The organism is Ruegeria profundi (assembly GCF_001507545.1).
Classification (GTDB): Bacteria; Pseudomonadota; Alphaproteobacteria; order Rhodobacterales; family Rhodobacteraceae; genus Ruegeria; species Ruegeria profundi.
Window position 1 is genome coordinate 218,476 of the sequence record NZ_LQBP01000001.1, and the last position, 18,401, is coordinate 236,876.

14 protein-coding genes and 1 tRNA gene are annotated in these 18,401 nt (G+C 56.6%); 8 read left to right on the plus strand and 7 right to left on the minus strand.

Annotated features, from left to right (window positions below; all coding sequences use genetic code 11):
• Window positions 1–55: 55 nt before the first annotated feature.
• Window positions 56–1,246 (plus strand): pyridoxal phosphate-dependent aminotransferase, encoded by a 1,191-nt coding sequence (locus AVO44_RS01100; RefSeq protein WP_068332573.1) that lies wholly within the window; start codon window positions 56–58, stop codon window positions 1,244–1,246.
• Between the two features lie 6 nt (window positions 1,247–1,252).
• Here the strand turns inward: AVO44_RS01100 and AVO44_RS01105 are convergent, their stop codons facing one another.
• On the minus strand, window positions 1,253–1,771 hold the full coding sequence (locus AVO44_RS01105; protein WP_068331416.1) for an outer membrane protein: 519 nt from the start codon (window positions 1,769–1,771) through the stop codon (window positions 1,253–1,255).
• A gap of 415 nt (window positions 1,772–2,186) precedes the next feature.
• On the opposite strand from AVO44_RS01105, the gene AVO44_RS01110 reads away from it, so the two are divergent.
• On the plus strand, window positions 2,187–3,731 hold the full coding sequence (locus AVO44_RS01110) for a trimethylamine methyltransferase family protein (protein WP_068331418.1): 1,545 nt from the start codon (window positions 2,187–2,189) through the stop codon (window positions 3,729–3,731).
• A gap of 401 nt (window positions 3,732–4,132) precedes the next feature.
• Here the strand turns inward: AVO44_RS01110 and AVO44_RS01115 are convergent, their stop codons facing one another.
• Window positions 4,133–7,753 carry a vitamin B12-dependent ribonucleotide reductase gene (locus tag AVO44_RS01115; protein WP_068332574.1) on the minus strand — a complete coding sequence of 1,207 codons (3,621 nt, stop codon included), beginning with the start codon at window positions 7,751–7,753 and terminating at the stop codon, window positions 4,133–4,135.
• Window positions 7,754–8,302: 549 nt separating this feature from the next.
• Between AVO44_RS01115 and AVO44_RS01120 the strand changes: the two genes are divergently transcribed.
• The gene (locus AVO44_RS01120) at window positions 8,303–8,722 is read left to right on the plus strand and encodes a hypothetical protein (protein ID WP_233421894.1); all 420 of its coding nucleotides are present in this window, start codon (window positions 8,303–8,305) and stop codon (window positions 8,720–8,722) included.
• A 9-nt stretch (window positions 8,723–8,731) separates the two neighbouring features.
• Here AVO44_RS01120 and AVO44_RS01125 read toward each other — a convergent pair.
• From AVO44_RS01125 to pdxH, 4 genes are all read right to left on the minus strand, one after another.
• Window positions 8,732–8,808, minus strand: a tRNA-Pro gene (locus AVO44_RS01125).
• Window positions 8,809–8,851: 43 nt separating this feature from the next.
• On the minus strand, window positions 8,852–9,319 hold the full coding sequence (locus tag AVO44_RS01130; RefSeq protein ID WP_068331421.1) for a DUF192 domain-containing protein: 468 nt from the start codon (window positions 9,317–9,319) through the stop codon (window positions 8,852–8,854).
• Between the two features lie 6 nt (window positions 9,320–9,325).
• On the minus strand, window positions 9,326–9,832 hold the full coding sequence (locus AVO44_RS01135; RefSeq protein WP_263618898.1) for a cold-shock protein: 507 nt from the start codon (window positions 9,830–9,832) through the stop codon (window positions 9,326–9,328).
• Window positions 9,833–9,974: 142 nt separating this feature from the next.
• A complete protein-coding gene (gene pdxH / locus AVO44_RS01140; RefSeq protein WP_068332577.1) occupies window positions 9,975–10,580 on the minus strand; it encodes a pyridoxamine 5'-phosphate oxidase in 606 nt (201 codons plus the stop codon).
• Window positions 10,581–10,715: 135 nt separating this feature from the next.
• On the opposite strand from pdxH, the gene fabI reads away from it, so the two are divergent.
• From fabI to trpE, 5 genes are all read left to right on the plus strand, one after another.
• Window positions 10,716–11,522: an enoyl-ACP reductase FabI gene (fabI, locus tag AVO44_RS01145; RefSeq protein WP_068331425.1), complete on the plus strand. Its 807-nt coding sequence runs from the start codon at window positions 10,716–10,718 to the stop codon at window positions 11,520–11,522.
• A 3-nt stretch (window positions 11,523–11,525) separates the two neighbouring features.
• Window positions 11,526–12,035, plus strand: a complete 510-nt coding sequence (gpt, locus tag AVO44_RS01150) for a xanthine phosphoribosyltransferase (RefSeq protein WP_068331427.1) — start codon at window positions 11,526–11,528, stop codon at window positions 12,033–12,035.
• A gap of 27 nt (window positions 12,036–12,062) precedes the next feature.
• The gene (locus tag AVO44_RS01155; protein WP_068331429.1) at window positions 12,063–13,238 is read left to right on the plus strand and encodes an aminotransferase; all 1,176 of its coding nucleotides are present in this window, start codon (window positions 12,063–12,065) and stop codon (window positions 13,236–13,238) included.
• Window positions 13,239–13,317: 79 nt separating this feature from the next.
• Entirely contained in the window at window positions 13,318–15,159 is a 1,842-nt protein-coding gene (locus AVO44_RS01160) for a peptidyl-prolyl cis-trans isomerase (RefSeq protein ID WP_068331431.1), read from the plus strand.
• 12 nt (window positions 15,160–15,171) lie between these two features.
• Complete coding sequence (gene trpE / locus AVO44_RS01165) at window positions 15,172–16,683, plus strand: anthranilate synthase component I (protein ID WP_068331432.1); 1,512 nt, start codon at window positions 15,172–15,174, stop codon at window positions 16,681–16,683.
• Between the two features lie 41 nt (window positions 16,684–16,724).
• Here trpE and AVO44_RS01170 read toward each other — a convergent pair whose 3' ends face one another.
• Window positions 16,725–18,314, minus strand: coding sequence for a divergent polysaccharide deacetylase family protein (locus tag AVO44_RS01170; protein WP_068331434.1), 1,590 nt, complete (start codon window positions 18,312–18,314; stop codon window positions 16,725–16,727).
• Window positions 18,315–18,401 lie beyond the last annotated feature (87 nt).

The window sequence follows — 18,401 nt, forward strand, 5'->3', positions numbered from 1 at the left end:
ACAAATGATCACTGCTCTGGCCCTGTCCCCGAAAACGACAGAACGGGAGCGGGCCATGAAATTGTCGCAGCGCATCACGCACCTGACCAAAGACGGCGGTGACGGATGGGATGTATTCTACCGCGCCCGCCGAATGATCCTCGACGGTTATGCCGTAACCGAACTGACCATTGGTGAGCATGATATTCGCACGGACCCGACGATACTGGAGGCCATGGACCTTTCAGCGCGTCAAGGTCACACCGGTTACGCAATGGTGCCGGGCACCGACCTGCTGCGAGACACGGTCGCCGCTCGGCTACAAGCGCGGACCGGTGTGCCGACCACCCGCAATAACGTGTTGATCACCCCTGGCGGTCAGGCGGGCTTGTTCGCCGCGCATGTTGCTGTTTGTGATCCGGGCGATGTGGGCCTGTATCTCGACCCGTTCTATGCCACCTACCCTGGAACGATCCGCGGTGCAGGTGCTGTGGCGCGGGCAATCCAAACCACCGCCGAGGATGCATTCCAGCCGCGCGCCAACCTCATCGATGCTGCCGCTGACGGCGCTGTGTCATTGTTGATCAACACGCCGAACAACCCTACCGGAGCGGTCTACGGGCGCGAGACCCTTGATGGTATCGCCAAACTGTGCCGAAACCGCGATCTCTGGCTGATTTCAGATGAAGTCTATGACACTCAGGTATGGGACGGTCAGCATATCTCACCTCGCACCCTGCCCGGTATGTCCGAACGAACCCTCGTTGTGGGTTCGATGTCCAAATCCCACGCCATGACGGGATCCCGCTGCGGCTGGGTCGTGGGGCCGGAAGAAGTAATCGCCCATCTGATCAACCTCGCGACGCACACGACATACGGCGTACCCGGATTTATTCAGGACGCCGCAAGTTTCGCGCTGAACGCCGGACATGCGTTGGAAGAGCAGATCGCTTTGCCGTTCCGCAAACGGCGCGCTTTGGCTGTTGAAATTCTGAACGCCCAAAACACAGTCGGTTTAGTTCCCGCGCAAGGAGCCATGTACCTGATGCTGGACATCCGCGCCACCGGCCTGAGCGGTGAAGAATTCGCAAACGCCCTGCTGGATACGCATTCGATTGCAGTTATGCCGGGTGAAAGCTTTGGATCCGCAGCAGCGGGGCACATCCGTGTGGCGATGACAATTGACGATGAAAGGTTCTGCGCAGCGCTATCGACAATCTGCACATTTGCTGCGGACTTGGCAAAGAAGCAGGTCGCGGCAACTTAAACGCAACTAGAACCGAAAAGAGGTGCGCAGGTTGAACACGTTTGTATCCAGTGTGCCGTTCGACCGCGTGACATCGTCGAACTCTTGTCTCAATGCCTCGCCACTGATGATAAGGCGGTCGCCTATTGGGTAGGCCACACCAATTCCGTACACGGCAGCGGTGTCATTGTCAGCCGAAGCGTCCGCTCGGGCTGCACCGACCACAACATAACCCATGGCTGCGCCAAAATCGTAACCGCCGCGCAGCTTCACGCTGGCAATGCCGTCCAAAGTACCCTCGCCATCCCCCAGGCTTAGGGAAAGGTGGTTGTACTCAAGCTCCCCACCCAAGACGAAATTCCCAAAGTCCCGGTCATATCCGATATGGGCACCGAGGCCAAAGTCATCTCCGCCCGATCCATCCGGACCATCCGCATCAGCGTATCCAAAACTGAACCCGGCATAGGCACCAGTCCAATCCTCGGCCAAAACCGGGGTAGCAAGCCAAGCTGCTAAAGATAGACTGATCACCAACAGGCGTTTCACTAACCTCTCCTAAAAAACCTTACGCCACAGCTTCGGTTCTTAAAGTAGCACTAACTCAATAACTTGGTTCATGATCATTAAGTTTCAATTAAAGACACGAGACACTTTCAAATAAGTGAAATCAGTATAACAGATTTATGTCCGCGCAGGGAAAAACTTGCGCATACGAATGAACAGTGTGACATCCGCGTGTTTACTTCGTTTTTAGAGCCCAAGGTCGCAAACAGAACAGATTGCAACACTGCAAGACCGAATACTTCTTCACATAGGTAAGGACCGGCATGCAGAACGACGTCTGGAAAATTCGACTGGTCAGCCGCACGATCGGTGCGGACCGCGGGCGTGCAGCACGAGGAAGGCCTTCAGGGGTTTAAAACACCCATCCTGAAGTACCTTAACACTCGGAAACCATACCATGAACGATCAATCCCGAACCTCATCCCGCACTGGTGGCCGCGCGGCGCGACGTGCTGCACGCGCCACCGCATTGCCCGAGCACTTGCGCCCAATCCGCCCCGGCATGGAAGGCGGTGTGCTAAATGTTCTGACCCAAGCTCAGATCGAACGCATCCACGAAACAGCCCTGACCGCCTTGGAAACCATCGGTTTGGCAGACGCCCCGCAAAGCGGCATAGACTATCTGGTTGGGGCTGGCTGCACACTGGGCGACGATGGTCGCATCCGATTTCCGCGCGCTTTGGTTGAAGATACGCTCGCAAAGGCCAACCGCTCCGTAACTCTTTACAGCCGAGACGGTAAAACCGATCTGGAGTTGTCGGGCACGAAGGTCCATTACGGCACGGCCGGTGCCGCAGTCAGTATGGTCGATGTGCATGGGCAGGAATATCGCGACTCGACCGTACAAGATCTGCACGACGCCGCGCGTATCTGTGAACAGCTCGAAAACATTCACTTTGTGCAACGTCCAATGGTCTGCCGAGATATTGCTGACAATCTGGAAATGGACCTGAACACAATTTACGCAGCCTGTTCAGGCACGTTTAAACATATTGGCACCTCATTTACCGAACCCAGTCATGTTGCTCCTGCGATGGAGATGATCCACATGATTGCTGGCGGCGAAGGTAAATATCGTGAACGACCTTTCGTGTCGAATTCGAACTGTTTCGTTGTCCCACCGATGAAATTCGCAACTGAAAGCTGCGAAGTGATGGAAGAATGTATTAAGGCCGGGATGCCAGTCTTGCTGCTTTCTGCCGGGATGGCAGGTGCTACCGCGCCCTCAACGATCGCTGGAGCAATTGCGCAAGCGACTGCCGAATGCCTTGCTGGACTGGTTTATGTCAATGCTGTAAGCCCCGGCGCTCCGGCGATTTTTGGGACTTGGCCGTTTGGTCTCGACCTTCGGACCGGTGCAATGTCCATTGGGTCCGGAGAGCAAGCCCTGCTGACCGCAGGTTGCGCCCAGATGCATCGTTTCTACGATTTGCCGGGCGGGGCCGCTGCCGGTGCGTCGGATTCGAAACTGCCCGATATGCAAGCGGGATGGGAGCAAATGTGCTCGAACGTTATGGCAGGTCTTGCCGGTTTGAACATGGTATACGAAGCTGCGGGCATGCACGCGTCATTGCTTGGGTTTTGTCATGAAAGCCTGATCTTGAGCGACGATTTGATCGGTCAGGCGCAGCGCTGCGTGCGCGGGATCGAGGTTACTGACGAAACACTTGCATTGGATCAGATAGCGCAGGTCTGTATGGGTGGGCCCGGTCACTACCTTGGTGTCGATGCAACACTCAGCCGGATGCAGGCGGATTACGTTTATCCTACCTACGGCGACCGAACATCACCGAAAGAGTGGGCAGAACTTGGCAAACCCGACCTGATTGAGAAGGCTGTCAAACGCAAGCAAGAGATTTTGGCCACGCCCTCACCAGCCCGCTTTGACCCCTTGCTGGACGCTGAGATTCGCGAAGTGTTTAACATCCATCTCGGCAAGTAACCTACTGGAATAATGACGTTCTTTCTGGTCGCCCTCGCTTCGGCAGTCAGCCATATGAGTCTATTCGATCGCTGCGTAGGTCTACCTAGGAGCCCTATTGGACGGCAAAAAGAAAGGGGGCCGAGGCCCCCTGTCAGTTTCGCCTTCCAGGCTCATTTCGTTGACCGCCCGGTATTTTTTTGCCTGCGGCCTGGACTGCGCATGGGACGAGCGCACCCGCCCCGTGAAAGAGTGGGAGGGAGCAAATATTCCGCCCCACCCTGTTCCCGGCCAACACGGGCATGTCGACCGAGTAGAGAAAGGCAACCCTGGTAAGTCTTGGCGCCTCTCTCTGTGTTCGTCGGGACCGGAAATCCATTGGAAACCCAGGTCCCTACACCCCGCCTGACGGGGCGTTTGCCTTAGCTACACCCGCTGGTCGCCCCGCAGGTATTGCATTTCATACAGGTGCCGTTACGCACCAGCGTGTAGTTTCCGCATTCGCCGCAGGGGTCGCCTTCATAGCCCTGCATCTTGGCCTTAGTGCGGGCGTCCATACTGGTCGTCACAGTTGTTTCCACGACGGAAGCTTCGAATTGTGCAGCGGGTTCCGCCATGCCGTTCACTTCGGCCTGGCCACTGTTGAACACGACCAAGTCTTGCGGAAGGCGCTTTCTTAGGTATCCGGTTGAACTGATTTGTTTCAACACTTCCAGAGACTTGGACGCCGCACTTTCACTGATTTCCGACACGTTCGCACGGCCCTCTTCCTCGCCCCGGCCCAGATCGTCGAAGGTCGCGCCTTCGGGCTTCACATGGGCCAGATCGGTGCGGTCCAGATAGGACACGGCCAGTTCGCGGAAGATGTAATCAAGGATCGACGTCGCGTTCTTAATCGAGTCGTTGCCCTGCACCATCCCAGCTGGTTCGAACTTGGTGAAGGTAAAGGCGTCGACGAATTCCTCCAGCGGCACGCCGTATTGCAGGCCGACCGACACGGCGATGGCGAAGTTGTTCATCATCGCCCGGAAGCCAGCGCCTTCCTTGTGCATATCGATGAAGATCTCGCCCAGCTTGCCGTCTTCGAACTCACCGGTGCGCAGATAGACCTTGTGTCCGCCCACGATGGCCTTTTGCGTGTACCCTTTACGCCGATGCGGCAGTTTCTCGCGATGGCTCCGGATCATCTCCTTGACCACAACCTTCTCGATCACTTTTTCGGCCAGAACGACGGCTTTCTCCTGCACCGAGCCGCTTTCCAGAACTTCTGCTGCTTCGTCGTCGTCCTCGACCAGCGCCGCTGCCAAAGGCTGCGACAGTTTCGAGCCGTCGCGGTACAGCGCGTTGGCCTTCACACCCAGCGACCAGCTGAGTTCATAGGCCTTCTGGCAATCCTCGATGGTCGCGTCATTCGGCATGTTGATCGTTTTCGAGATCGCGCCCGAGATAAAACTTTGTGCCGCAGCCATCATTGTAATGTGGCTATCAACTCCAAGGAAACGCTTGCCTTTCTTGCCGCACGGGTTGGCGCAGTCGAAGATCGCGTAATGCTCCTCTTTCAGGTGTGGTGCGCCTTCCAGAGTCATGGTCCCGCAGACATGGTCATTGGCCGCGTCGATATCCGCCTTACTGAAGCCAAGATGGCGCAGCAAGTCGAAGGTAGGGTCGTTCAGCTTGGTCGCCGGAATGCCCAGAACACCGGTGCAGAAATCCTCACCCAACGTCCATTGGTTAAAGACGAACCGGATGTCGAATGCGCTTTCCAGTGCAGCGTCTACCTTGGCCAGCTCGCTTGGGCCAAAGCCGTGACCGGTCAGCGACGTGTGGTTGACGCCCGGCGCATTGCCGATTGTACCGTGGCCGACCGCGTAACCTACGATCTCTTCAATTTGAGACGAGGAGTAGCCCAGCTTTTCCAGCGCCGAAGGCACCGAACGGTTGATGATCTTAAAGTACCCGCCACCGGCCAGTTTCTTAAACTTTACCAGAGCGAAGTCAGGTTCGATCCCAGTGGTGTCACAATCCATCACCAGACCGATGGTGCCGGTCGGTGCGATCACGGTGGCCTGCGCGTTGCGATAGCCGTTCTTTTCACCCAGACTCAGCGCCTCATCCCAAGCCGACATGGCTAACTCGACCAGTCGCTTATCCGGACAATTGCCATGATCCAAAGGCACGGGCTTCACTGCGAGCTTCTCATAACCCTCGGTCACGCCCTGCGCCGCGCGGCGGTGATTGCGGATCACGCGCAGCATGTGGTCGGCGTTGCGCTTGTACCCTTTGAACGCACCCAGCTCCCCGGCGATTTCAGCCGACGTCGCATAGGCCACACCCGTCATAATGGCAGTCAGCGCGCCACAGATCGCCCGCCCCTCATCCGAGTCATAGCTGTAGCCCATGTTCATCAGCAAACCGCCGATATTGGCATAGCCCAGACCCAGCGTGCGGAAGTCATAGGACAACTGCGCGATCTCCTTTGACGGGAACTGCGCCATTGTCACAGAGATTTCCAGCGTCAGCGTCCAGAGACGCGAGGCGTGCATATAGTCCTCCGCCTGGAACTCCCCATCCTTCAGAAAGGTCAGCAGGTTCATCGACGCCAAGTTACAGGCCGTGTCATCGAGGAACATGTACTCCGAGCACGGGTTTGATCCGCGAATCTCGCCATCTTCGGGACATGTGTGCCATTCGTTGACGGTGTCGTGGAATTGAATGCCCGGGTCGGCGCAAGCCCAGGCCGCGTGACCGACCTTTTCCCACAGATCGCGGGCCTTAACAGTCTTGGCCACCTTGCCATCGGTGCGGTTTATCAGTTCCCAATCGGCGTCTTTCTCGACTGCTGTCAGGAACGCATTGGTCACACGGATCGAGTTGTTCGAGTTCTGACCCGAGACCGAGCTATAGGCCTCGGAATCCCAGTCCGTATCGTAGGTTGGGAATTCGATACTGTCATGCCCCTGCTTGGCATAATCCAGTACGCGTTTAACGTATGTCTCTGGAATTGCGACCTTTTTTGCTTCGCGAATGGCCTTTTTTAATGCGGTATTCTTTTGTGGATCATACGCGTCATCCTGCGCACCATCCCACGCGCGGATGGCCTCGAAAATGCCGTTCAGCATCTTTTCGTGCATCTTCGATCCGGCAACGATCGAGGCCACCTTCTGTTCTTCGATCACCTTCCATTCGATGAATTGTTCGATGTCAGGGTGATCCGCATCGACGATTACCATCTTTGCTGCTCGACGGGTTGTGCCGCCTGATTTGATCGCGCCAGCGGCGCGGTCGCCGATCTTGAGAAAGCCCATAAGACCCGAAGACTTGCCGCCACCCGACAGCGCTTCGCCTTCTGCACGCAGGTGGCTGAAGTTAGTTCCGGTGCCCGAGCCATATTTGAACAGGCGGGCCTCGCGCACCCACAGGTCCATGATGCCACCTTCATTCACCAGATCATCACCAACAGACTGGATGAAGCACGCGTGTGGCTGCGGATGTTCGTAGGCGGATTTCGACTTGGTCAGTTTGCCAGTCTTGTAGTCGACATAGTGGTGCCCCTGCGCCGGGCCGTCGATGCCATACGCCCAATGGAGACCAGTGTTGAACCATTGCGGCGAGTTCGGCGCAGCGCGCTGCGTCGCCAGCATGTAACGCATCTCGTCAAAGTAGGCGCGCGCGTCTTCCTCGGTCGAGAAATAGCCACCTTTCCAACCCCAATAGGCCCAAGCGCCGGCCAGACGGTCGAATACTTGCTTCGAAGACGTCTCACCGTCGAATTCTGCTCCCTCAGCGGGAATCGAGCGCCACAGGAACTCGGGTACGTCCTTTTCTTTGACCTTCTTCAGCTTGCTGGGAACGCCAGCCTTGCGGAAATACTTCTGCGCAATCACGTCGCTTGCGACTTGGCTCCACTCTGCGGGAACTTCGATTTCTTCCAGGCGGAAAACAATTGTTCCATCCGGGTTACGGATTTCGGACGTCGCTGTGACAAAGTCCAGATTTGCGTATGCGTCCTGCCCCGACTTAGTGAATTTTCTGTCAATCTTCATGTCCGCCGCCCTAGATTCAATCAACTTTTTCGTTTGCGTCAGGCGCGCCTGCGCAACCCGAACGCCGTGCCTGACAAGATTGGGCGCGGCTGGCCAAGCACCGCCTACGGCAGCGTAATACCGCCGACGCGGCTGCACGATAAATTGATGTGCTTTCCGGCCCTCGCCCTGTGCTTTCTTCTAGTTTTCCTACTAGATTTAGTAGCACCTCTCTCGGCCCATACAACTTGACGTATTCGGCCATAGATCGTCAACGGCATTTTTCAGTGATTTTTGAAATCTTTTGTATTGACCCAAAAGTTCCGGCAGCCACGGTTTTTGGCCGACACCGATTCCTCCACAGGGTCATCTGGGGTTCGCAGAAGCGTCTTGAGTTTTGACGCTGCCAGATTAGCTGTTTTTCTCTACACAGTTACGAGCACTTTATAAACTTACGATATGGTGGATAGGTTCAAAAAGAATCAGGGCCCTTCACCGACCGCACCAGTCAGGAGGCAGCATGATCGAGATAGTGAGTCAAAAGGATGATGGGCGATGAAGGTACTAAGGTTGTTTCCAGTACTGACCCTGATCGTGGCTTGCACACAACAAATCGCCCCCACCCCTACAAAAAGCGCACAGTTCGAAACCTATCCTGAACGTCTTTTCACAACCTTCGAAACCGAATGCGACGGCCTAGCCGAGCAATTCGAAAAAATCGGGAATCGAGTCTTTGAATGCCAGGAACTCTTACCGCCCGAGACCACAGCGTTTCTGATTCTCAACTACGACGGTTATCCGCTGGATCTGCCAAAAAGTGTGATGCGCATGACATCAACAAAAAACGCGTCGGGCTACCGTGTGGATGCCGAACTGTATTTTAATGTGCCGCAGAAAAAAGGCCCTGCTGTAAAGGTCCCCGTGGAAAGCAAGGCTTTGGACGCGGCTATTGGTGCCCTGTTTCAAAGAATGGGTGGAACACCAACTTAGTAAGAGAAGTGGTCGGGGCGGCAGGATTCGAACCTACGACCCCCTGTACCCAAAACAGGTGCGCTACCAGACTGCGCCACGCCCCGGACCGTGCGCCTTCCTAACGATGCCGTTCGGATTTGAAAAGCCCTAACAGGGCCAAATTGCAGGTCCTTGTGAAAAAATTTTGTGCTGCATCTGCGTACCCGGTGTGATCAGGTACTGCTCGGCAAGCCCGGCGTTGATTTCGAGAACCGCAAACACCGAATCGCCACCCTCGATCGGCGTTTCGTCACCCGGAATCGCGTTGTGGTGCACATGAACAACTGTGCCGCTGCGATTCAGGAAAATGATGTCTAGTGGAATCAGAGTATTTTTCATCCAGAATACGACTGGTTGCGGCGGGTCGAACACGAACAGCATGCCAGCCCGCTGCGGCAGCGACTCACGGAACATCAAGCCCCGCGCCCTCTCCTGCGGGCTTATCGCCAGTTCCACGTTGAAGGTAATCTGAGCCTTATCGTTCCGCAGGCTGACGCGATCATCCGCACATGCAGCAAGAACCTCACCGGTCCATAGCATCAGGATACTTGCAAGAACCGTAAAAATTCTGGCCATCAGGATTTATTCGTCCAATGCCGCTTCCCAAGCCAATACCTGAGCCGCCATACGTCCGCGTTTTCCACTGATAACGCGCATAGCAAGCGCTTCACCGGGTTGCAGATCGGCCAAACCAGATCGGCGCAGAACTTCGATATGCAGAAACACATCCTCGCCGCGGCCAAAAACATTGGCAAAACCAAAGCCTTTGCCCTTATCGAACCATTTTACCCGCGCAGCCTCTAACGGCGCTTCGGCGATCACGACTGGATCAAGCTCAGCAAAGTCCGCTAGCATCATTGAGTCGGTCCGCGCTGGCGGATCAACGCTGATAACCTCTACGGCCTGAACACCGCGATCCGTGCGATGCGTCATAATCTCGATCCCGGCGCCATCCGCGACCGAGCTTTGACCGAAATTGCGCAATACATTTACGTGCAACAGGATATCCGGGCCACCTTCGTCCGACACAACAAACCCGTATCCCTTAGCGGGATCGAACCATTTCACGTGTCCACGAACGCGGTACATATTGTTCAGGTCTTCTGGCACGGTTTTCCTAACGCGAATGTCAACTGCTCGTTAAGGGTCCGATGTGTATGAAATTGTCGCGCAAATTCAAGTTGAAAAAAACCTTTAATTCCTGCGTGTTGCATTTCACGATACGCGAACGTCATGGATTCAACCTTTGCACTTCCCATTCCGAGCCTGCCTGATCCCGGCGCCACTGGAACCGGTCGTGCAGACGGAACGCACCATCGGCCCAGAACTCGATCTCTGTCGGCACCAACCTGTATCCACCCCAAAATGGTGGTCGCGGTGGGTTCGGTCCCAACTTCGCGGTCACCTTTGCAACCTCTGCCATCAAAGCAGATCGGCTGCTGAGAGGCTGGGACTGCTTTGACGCCCACGCCCCCAAACGGCTTTTCAACGAACGAGAGGCATAATACTCATCTGCCTGCGGCCCGGTTTCACGCGTTATTGTACCACGAACACGGATTTGACGCCGCAATGATTTCCAATGCATCACAAAAGCCGCTTTTCCCGCCGAATCCAGCTCGGACGCCTTGGCGCTTTCGTAGTTGGTGTAGAAAACAAAGGCGTCGGATTCGATTTCTTTCAGCAGAACCATGCGTGCATTGGGCAGGCCATCGCTATCCACGGTCGCCAGCGCAATTGCGTTGGGATCATTCGGTTCAGTGTCCTGAGCTTCTGCCAGCCACCGTCCCGCAATTGCAAAAGGATCGGTGCCAGCAAAAATGCCGTCACGCTCTGTCATTTCCATCCCCCGGAAACTTTTAAGTTACACCCTAGGGCGAGAACCCGCTGCGAGCAAGAGTTCACGGCCTTGATGGAACGCACCCAATGGCATAAACCAACGCAACAAATCGCGACGACAGGCGGAGAACCACACATGTCAAATCAGTTGATGGCCGGCAAACGCGGCCTCATCATGGGACTGGCCAATGATAAATCGATCGCATGGGGGATTGCCCGCGCTCTTTCCGATGCCGGGGCCGAATTGGCCTTTTCCTATCAGGGTGATGCGTTAAAAAAGCGGGTCGATCCTTTGGCAGCACAGCTTGGCAGTGAAATCGTTCTGCCCTGCGATGTCAGTGATGAGGCGTCAATTGATGCTTTGTTCACTTCGCTCGAAGAAAAATGGGGCAAACTGGACTTTGTTGTTCACGCGATCGGCTTTTCCGACAAGAACGAGCTTCGTGGCCGTTATGTCGATACCAGCCGCGCGAATTTTAAACTGACTATGGACGTGTCTGTTTATTCTTTCACCGCCGTGATGCAACGCGCCGAGAAGATGATGTCAGAAGGAAGCAGTGCGATTACACTCACTTATTACGGCGCCGAACAGGTTATGCCGCATTATAACGTAATGGGTGTTGCAAAGGCAGCATTGGAAGCATCGGTCAAATATCTGGCCGAGGATCTGGGCAAGGACGGTATCCGCGTCAACTCAATCTCGGCCGGACCGATCAAGACTCTGGCCGCCAGTGGCATAGGCGATTTCCGATACATTATGAAATGGAACGAATATAACTCGCCACTTCGCCGCAACGTGACCATCGATGATGTCGGCAGATCGGCGCTTTACCTGTTGTCTGATCTCAGCAGCGGGGTGACCGGAGAGAACCTGCACGTAGATTCGGGATATCACATCGTCGGCATGAAAGCCGTCGACGCCCCTGACGTTGAAAAGGGTTAAGTCATGAGCGCCAAGGACCGTCTGCCCCACGAAAAGGGCTTTCACATAAGCTGGGACCAAATTCATCGCGACTCGCGCGCGTTGGCGTGGCGTCTGGACGGGCAAGGCCCAGATGACGGTGCCTGGCGTGCCGTAGTTGCGATCACACGCGGCGGTATGGCGCCCGCGATGATTGTCAGCCGTGAACTGGACATTCGTACCGTCGATACGATCAGCGTGCGCTCGTACCATCATCAGGCACAAGGCGAGGCTGAGGTGCTCAAGGCTCCGGACGCTGAACTCATGGGCGATGGCGAAGGCATTTTGATCATCGACGATCTGGTCGATAGTGGCAAAACCCTCGAGCTCGTGCGCGCGATGTACCCCAAGGCGCATTTTGCAACTGTTTACGCCAAACCCAAAGGTCGCCCGATGGTGGACACGTTCATCACCGAGGTCAGCCAGGACACCTGGATCTTTTTCCCTTGGGATATGGCCCTGCAATATGTTGAGCCGTATCGCGGCACCGACTGATCCTGAGCAGAACAACAAGGACCGCGCATGAGCCTGACACGCACTGCTGCTACGTTTGCCCCTCCGGTGATGGAGGCGCGGCGATGGTTGGAAGGTGTAGTTTTCCCTGAAGACCGTCCTTTAATCAATGTCAGTCAGGCCGCCCCAGTAGATCCGCCGCCCCTGGCTATGCGTCAGGCAATGGCCGAATTCGCTGTAACCGAAGACCGCGCACATCTTTACGGGCCGGTTCTTGGAAACCCCGAGCTGCGGACCGAGCTGGCAGCGCAGATAGGTCGGCACTACGGGGCCAACGTGGCTACGGATCACGTGGCCATCACATCTGGATGCAATCAAGCCTTTGCCGCCGTTATCACCGCGATTACGGATCAGGGGGATGAGGTTATTCTGCCAACGCCATGGTATTTCAATCACAAAATGTGGTTGGACATGGCTGGCGTTAATGCCATCGATCTTCAAACCGGGGACGATTTGCTTCCCGATGCAGAGGCCGCACGCGCGCTGATCACCGACAAGACGCGCGCCATCGTGTTGGTGACGCCCAACAACCCGGGCGGGGTTGAGTATCCCGGCGATTTGGTCCGCGCGTTTTATGACCTCGCGCGCGAAGCTGGCATTCGTCTTATATTGGATGAGACCTACCGCGATTTCGACAGCCGCAGTGGCCCGCCCCACGATTTGTTCGGCCAACCGGGGTGGGAAGACACGCTGGTCCACCTCTATTCTTTTTCCAAAGCCTATCGCCTGACCGGACATCGGGTTGGCGCGATTGCCAGCGGAGCAAGCCTGTTGAGGGAAGTTGAGAAATTCCTCGACACAGTCGCGATCTGCCCCAGCCAGATCGGCCAGTTCTCGGCCCTTTGGGGTATGCAGAACCTGTCGCAGTGGGTCGCGCAGGAACGTGACGAAATCCTCGACCGGCGTGCCGCGATTCAAGAGCATTTACCTCGCCTGACAGACAAGGGCTGGCGCTTGTTGGGTCTGGGTGCTTATTTCGCCTATTTCGAACATCCCTTTGACATCCCATCGGACACGCTGGCGCGACGTCTGGTCCCCGAGGCCGGCATTCTTCTGCTGCCAGGGACCATGTTCATGCCCGACGGCGACCCGGCTGGAAAGCGTCAGGTTCGCATAGCATTTGCTAATCTCGACCGCTCGGGAATCGCGCAATTGTTCGAACGTCTGCAAGCACTGTCCTTCTGAGCTTGCCCCTCGGCGGTGCGCGTCGTATTCAAGGCGTCAACCGACAGGGCAGATCCTTGCCACAGCACAAGAGGGCACCATGGCCGCAGGCATGAAAAACCTATCGAAAACCTTCGTCTGGATACTGATGGGCCTGCTGTTTGTAGGCCTGGCGGGCTTTGGCGCAACCAATCTGACAGGAACGGTGCGCTCTGTTGCGCAGGTCGGAAACGAAGATATCTCGGTCAACGAATACGTGCGCGAACTTCAGCGCGAAATCCGTGCCGTAGAACAGCAAACCGGACAACCTTTGCAAATGTCGCAGGCGCATGAGATTGGATTGGATCGGCTGGCCTTGTCCCGCCTGACCGCGCTGGCCGCGCTGGACAATGAGGTTGGCGAACTTGGTATCTCCATCGGCGACGAAAACCTGCAAGAGGAAATCCTCGCAATCCCCGCTTTTCAGGGTGTAAACGGCAGCTTTGACCGCGAAGCCTATCAATTTCAACTGGAACAGGTTGGGATGACGGATTCCGAGTTCGAGTCGGATTTACGTAAGGAGTCCTCGCGTACGATCGTGCAAAACGCAGTTATTAGCGGGGTCGAAATGCCTGGTGTCGTGACCCAGGTGCTGACCGACTATATCGCCGCGCGTCGCAGTTTTACCGTTGCTACGGTGATGCCAGATGCTTTGGAGTCACCTGTTGCTGCACCGACGGATGAGCAGATTCAAGCCTATTACGATGCAAACCAGGGTCAGTTTACCCTGCCCCGCACCAAACAGCTGACCTATGCGATCTTGTCACCCGACATGCTGTTGGACAGCGTCGAAGTCGATGAAGAGATGGTGCGCAGACTCTACGATCAGCGCGCGTCCGAGTTCTTTCAGCCCGAACGTCGTCTGGTCGAACGCCTGACATATCCGAATGAAGAAGCGGCAGAGCATGCGATGGCTCAGCTTGAGGTTGGCGGCACCACATTTGAAAACCTCGTGCGTGATCGACAGTTGGAACTTAGCGATATCGACCTTGGCGATGTCACCCGCGAGGATTTGGGCGAAGCTGCCGATGCCGTTTTTGCCGCTGATCTTGACACCGTTGTAGGCCCGTTACCCTCGACCTTTGGCCCGGCCCTGTTCCGCGTCAACGGCGCGCTGGCCGAAAACAGCACACCGTTCGAAGAGGCGGCCCCTGCCCTGCGCGAGGAACTGGCCGCGGATCGCGCCCGTCGTCAGATTGAGGCGCAGGCAGAAGGTATCAATGACCTGCTTGCTGGTGGCGCAACCTTGGAAGAGGTGGTTCAGGAAACCGACATGGGGTTGGGTCAAATGGACTGGACCCGTCAGAGCGATGATGGCATCGCGGCGTATGACGGGTTTCGTACGGCTGCCGAAGCTGTGAACGAAGGTGACTTTCCCGAAGTCGGCTTTCTTGAAGATGGCTCAATCTTTGCCCTGCGTCTGAACGAGGTTTTGCCCCAACGCCCCGAACCACTGGAAAGCGCACGCGACCGTGTCGCTGCGGCTTGGACTTTGACTGAGACCAACAAAGCGCTGGAAGATCAGGCCAAGTCGGTCCTTGAAACATTGAAAGAGGATGGGGATTTCAACGTCACCGGCCTGCCTTTCCGCGTAGAGAATGCGCTTACCCGTACTGCCTTTCTGGACGATGTCCCGGCAGATTTCATGACTCAGGTGTTCGAGATGGAAGTGGGCGAGATGCGCGTCATACCCGGTGCGGGTTCGGCCTTTGTCGTTCGCCTTGATGAAACGCTGCCGCCTGCGGAAACCGACGAATTGCGCCAGGCCCAATCCGCACTTGAGGCGCAGATGAACCAGGCGCTGGCCCAGAACATCTTCGACGCGTTTGTGCGGGACGCACAGGCCCGCGCCCGGCCAGTTATTGACCAGCAGGCTTTGAACGCCGTTCAGTCGAGCTACTAAAAGAGACCGAAAATGGCCCTGACCCCCGAGTTCGATAGATTCGCCCGCGCCTATGAAGCTGGCGAAAACCAGATCGTATACACCCGCTTGGCGGCAGATCTGGATACACCGGTGTCACTGATGCTCAAACTGACCGGAGCACAAAAAGACGCATTTATGCTGGAATCGGTGACCGGTGGCGAGGTGCGTGGCCGCTATTCGATCATCGGCATGAAACCGGACCTGATCTGGCGTTGCCGGGGGGAAGCATCCGAATTGAACCGCTCGGCCCGCTTCGACACCGAAGCATTTGTGCCTCAGGATGGCAACCCGATGGACAACCTGCGTGCGCTGCTTGCAGAGAACCGGATTGATCTGCCCGACGACCTGCCGCAAGCCGCAGCAGGGCTGTTTGGATACCTAGGCTATGACATGGTGCGGTTGGTGGAATACCTGCCCGACGTAAACCCCGACCCGCTGGGCCTGCCCGATGCCATCATGCTGCGCCCATCCGTGGTTGCGGTCCTTGACGGCGTAAAAGGAGAGGTCACGGTCGTCTCACCCGCTTGGGTGGCTGAGGGGCAATCAGCCAAAGCCGCTTACGCGCAGGCCGCCGAGCGTGTTATGGATGCAGTGCGCGATCTGGAACGCGCAATGCCCGCTGAGACGCGTGATTTGGGCGATGCGTCTGAGATTGCGCCGCCTGTATCGAACTTCACGAAATCCGGTTATATGGAGGCCGTTGAAAAGGCAAAGGACTACATCCGCGCGGGCGATATCTTTCAGGTTGTCCCTGCGCAGCGCTGGACGCAGGATTTCCCGCTGCCGCCCTTCGCCCTCTATCGTTCGCTGCGACGCACGAACCCTTCGCCCTTTATGTTCTATTTCAATTTCGGTGGCTTTCAGGTTGTAGGGGCCAGCCCCGAGATTCTGGTGCGTGTCTTCGGCAATCAGGTCACGATCCGACCAATCGCGGGCACTCGTCCTCGTGGCGCAACACCCGAGGAAGACAAGGCCAACGAGGTCGACCTTCTGGCCGACAAGAAAGAACTGGCAGAGCATCTAATGTTGCTGGACCTTGGCCGCAACGATACCGGCCGTGTGGCCAAAATCGGCACGGTGCGCCCGACCGAAGAGTTCATCATCGAGCGCTACAGCCACGTGATGCACATTGTTTCCAACGTGGTCGGTGAGTTGGCCGAAGACAAAGATGCGCTGGATGCGTTTTTTGCCGGGATGCCCGCGGGCACCGTCTCGGGTGCGCCGAAAGTGCGCGCGATGGAGATCATCGACGAGCTGGAACCCGAAAAACGTGGCGTCTATGGCGGCGGTGTGGGTTACTTCAGTGCTGGGGGCGACATGGATATGTGCATCGCGCTAAGGACGGCAATCGTAAAGGATCACAAGCTGTATATTCAGGCCGGTGGCGGTGTCGTCTATGACAGCGACCCAGAGGCCGAGTATATGGAGACGGTCCACAAATCCAACGCCATCCGACGCGCAGCCGCCGATGCAGCCCGGTTCATGGGCTCTGGGAATTCATGATAAACGGCTGGCCTTTCAGGTGAGCCGTTTACCATTTCTCTTTACCGAATCTCTTTCATCATCACCGCCGAAATCGGTGCCATCGCAACGCGGCCGCCCCGATCTTCGAGCCCCCACAACAATAGGGCCGAGATCGTTTCGGGACGCACGCGTCCCAGCATTACAACAGTTCCTTCCTGACCAGCCCGGAAAGCGGCCTGATCCAGAAACCGGCGCATGAGTTTGGCATCCTGACGCGCACCGTCTATGTCACGAAAGATCACACTTGAAGGTACACCGTTCCGCGCGGCCAGCTTTTGCACGGTGTTCAAACCATTATCTTGCGTGATCAGACCCCGCCCTGTCCCGGCAGCAATCGCGGCAACCTGATCGGCCAGTTTGCGGTTACCTTGAATACCCGATTTGACACCTTCGAGAATGCCAACCGTTTCGGGTAACGTATCAAGCCAAACAGCAAACGACACTTCGGCATCCTGCGCGCTGGCGGCTTCGGGTAGATCTACCAAGGCCAGCACCTCGAACCCTGCTTCGCGATGACGGGCCATTTTTTCGGCGGCCTCAGGGTCAGACGGGCTCACAGCAAAGCTGAGCGGATACGGGAAATCGCGCAAGGCTTCAGCCCCATACGCCCCTTCATCGTCGATCAGGATGATGGACATAAGCGGCTTGTCGTCGGGATTTTCGAATTCGGCGGCGAAGACCTCAATCGGCTTTCTTGGTGCAAGTGTGTCCGAAGTCGTAGAGCTTACGGGGGTGACGTCATCGCGCTCAGTTAGTGGCAGAACGCGCTTTCCAACCGTGGGAACCGAGGACGTTTCATCGGTTCCGCCGATTTGTGGAACCGAAGCAATACGGGGCAAATCGCGCGGAGCGGTATCCTCATCGCCCTCGACGGCAATCGGGCTATCGACAAATGGGTTCACGTCCTCTTCTGGCTTGTCGACAGCCGCGACCTCGGGTTCGGGTTGCGGTTCAACATCAGACGCTTCAGGCTGGGGCTGCGGTTCAACTTCAGCGGTTTTGGGGTCAGTCTGCGGTTCAACCTCGGCGGCTTTTGGTTCGGGTTTGGCGTCCGTTTCAGTAACCTCAGGCTCTGCTGACTGCTCGGGCGTGGCTACTTCAGCGTTGGGTTGCGACTCGGCATTTGTGGTCTCTGGCTCAGCCTCTGCAATCGGCGCGGGCTGCGGTTCGGGGACGACGAGCGACACTTCGGGCAAAGCTTCTGCGCTTGGCGACGCTTGCGCAAGAGGCGGCGCCTGCGGCGCAACCGGCACCTCGGTCGCCACGGAAACGGCTGTCGAGCTTGGAACGCTAGGCGCGTCGACCTGCTTGGCCGCTTCTTTCAACTCGGGCTGCGCTTCTGGCTCAAGCTCGACATCCGACAATTCGGCCAACGTATCCGTCTCATCGTCAATAGCTTTGGGCGTGGTCGGGGCCAAGTCCAGGACATCAGCGTCACTCACGGCGTCGGTGGCATCTGCAACCGTTTCGGGGACTTCTACCGCCTCAGGGGCCGGAGCCGTCACCGCCACGTCCGGTTCGTTCGTTAGGGGCGCGTTCAAAGACAACACCGCCCCCAGCGCAAGTACAACGATCGTTCCCACGATCATCCCGCCCACAAATCCGCCCATAACAATTGCCTCTCGTCCTGGCCTTGCTTAAATACACACTCGCCGTCTAATGCAGCAGTTACTTTCGGCAACAGCAAGAAAAGGATG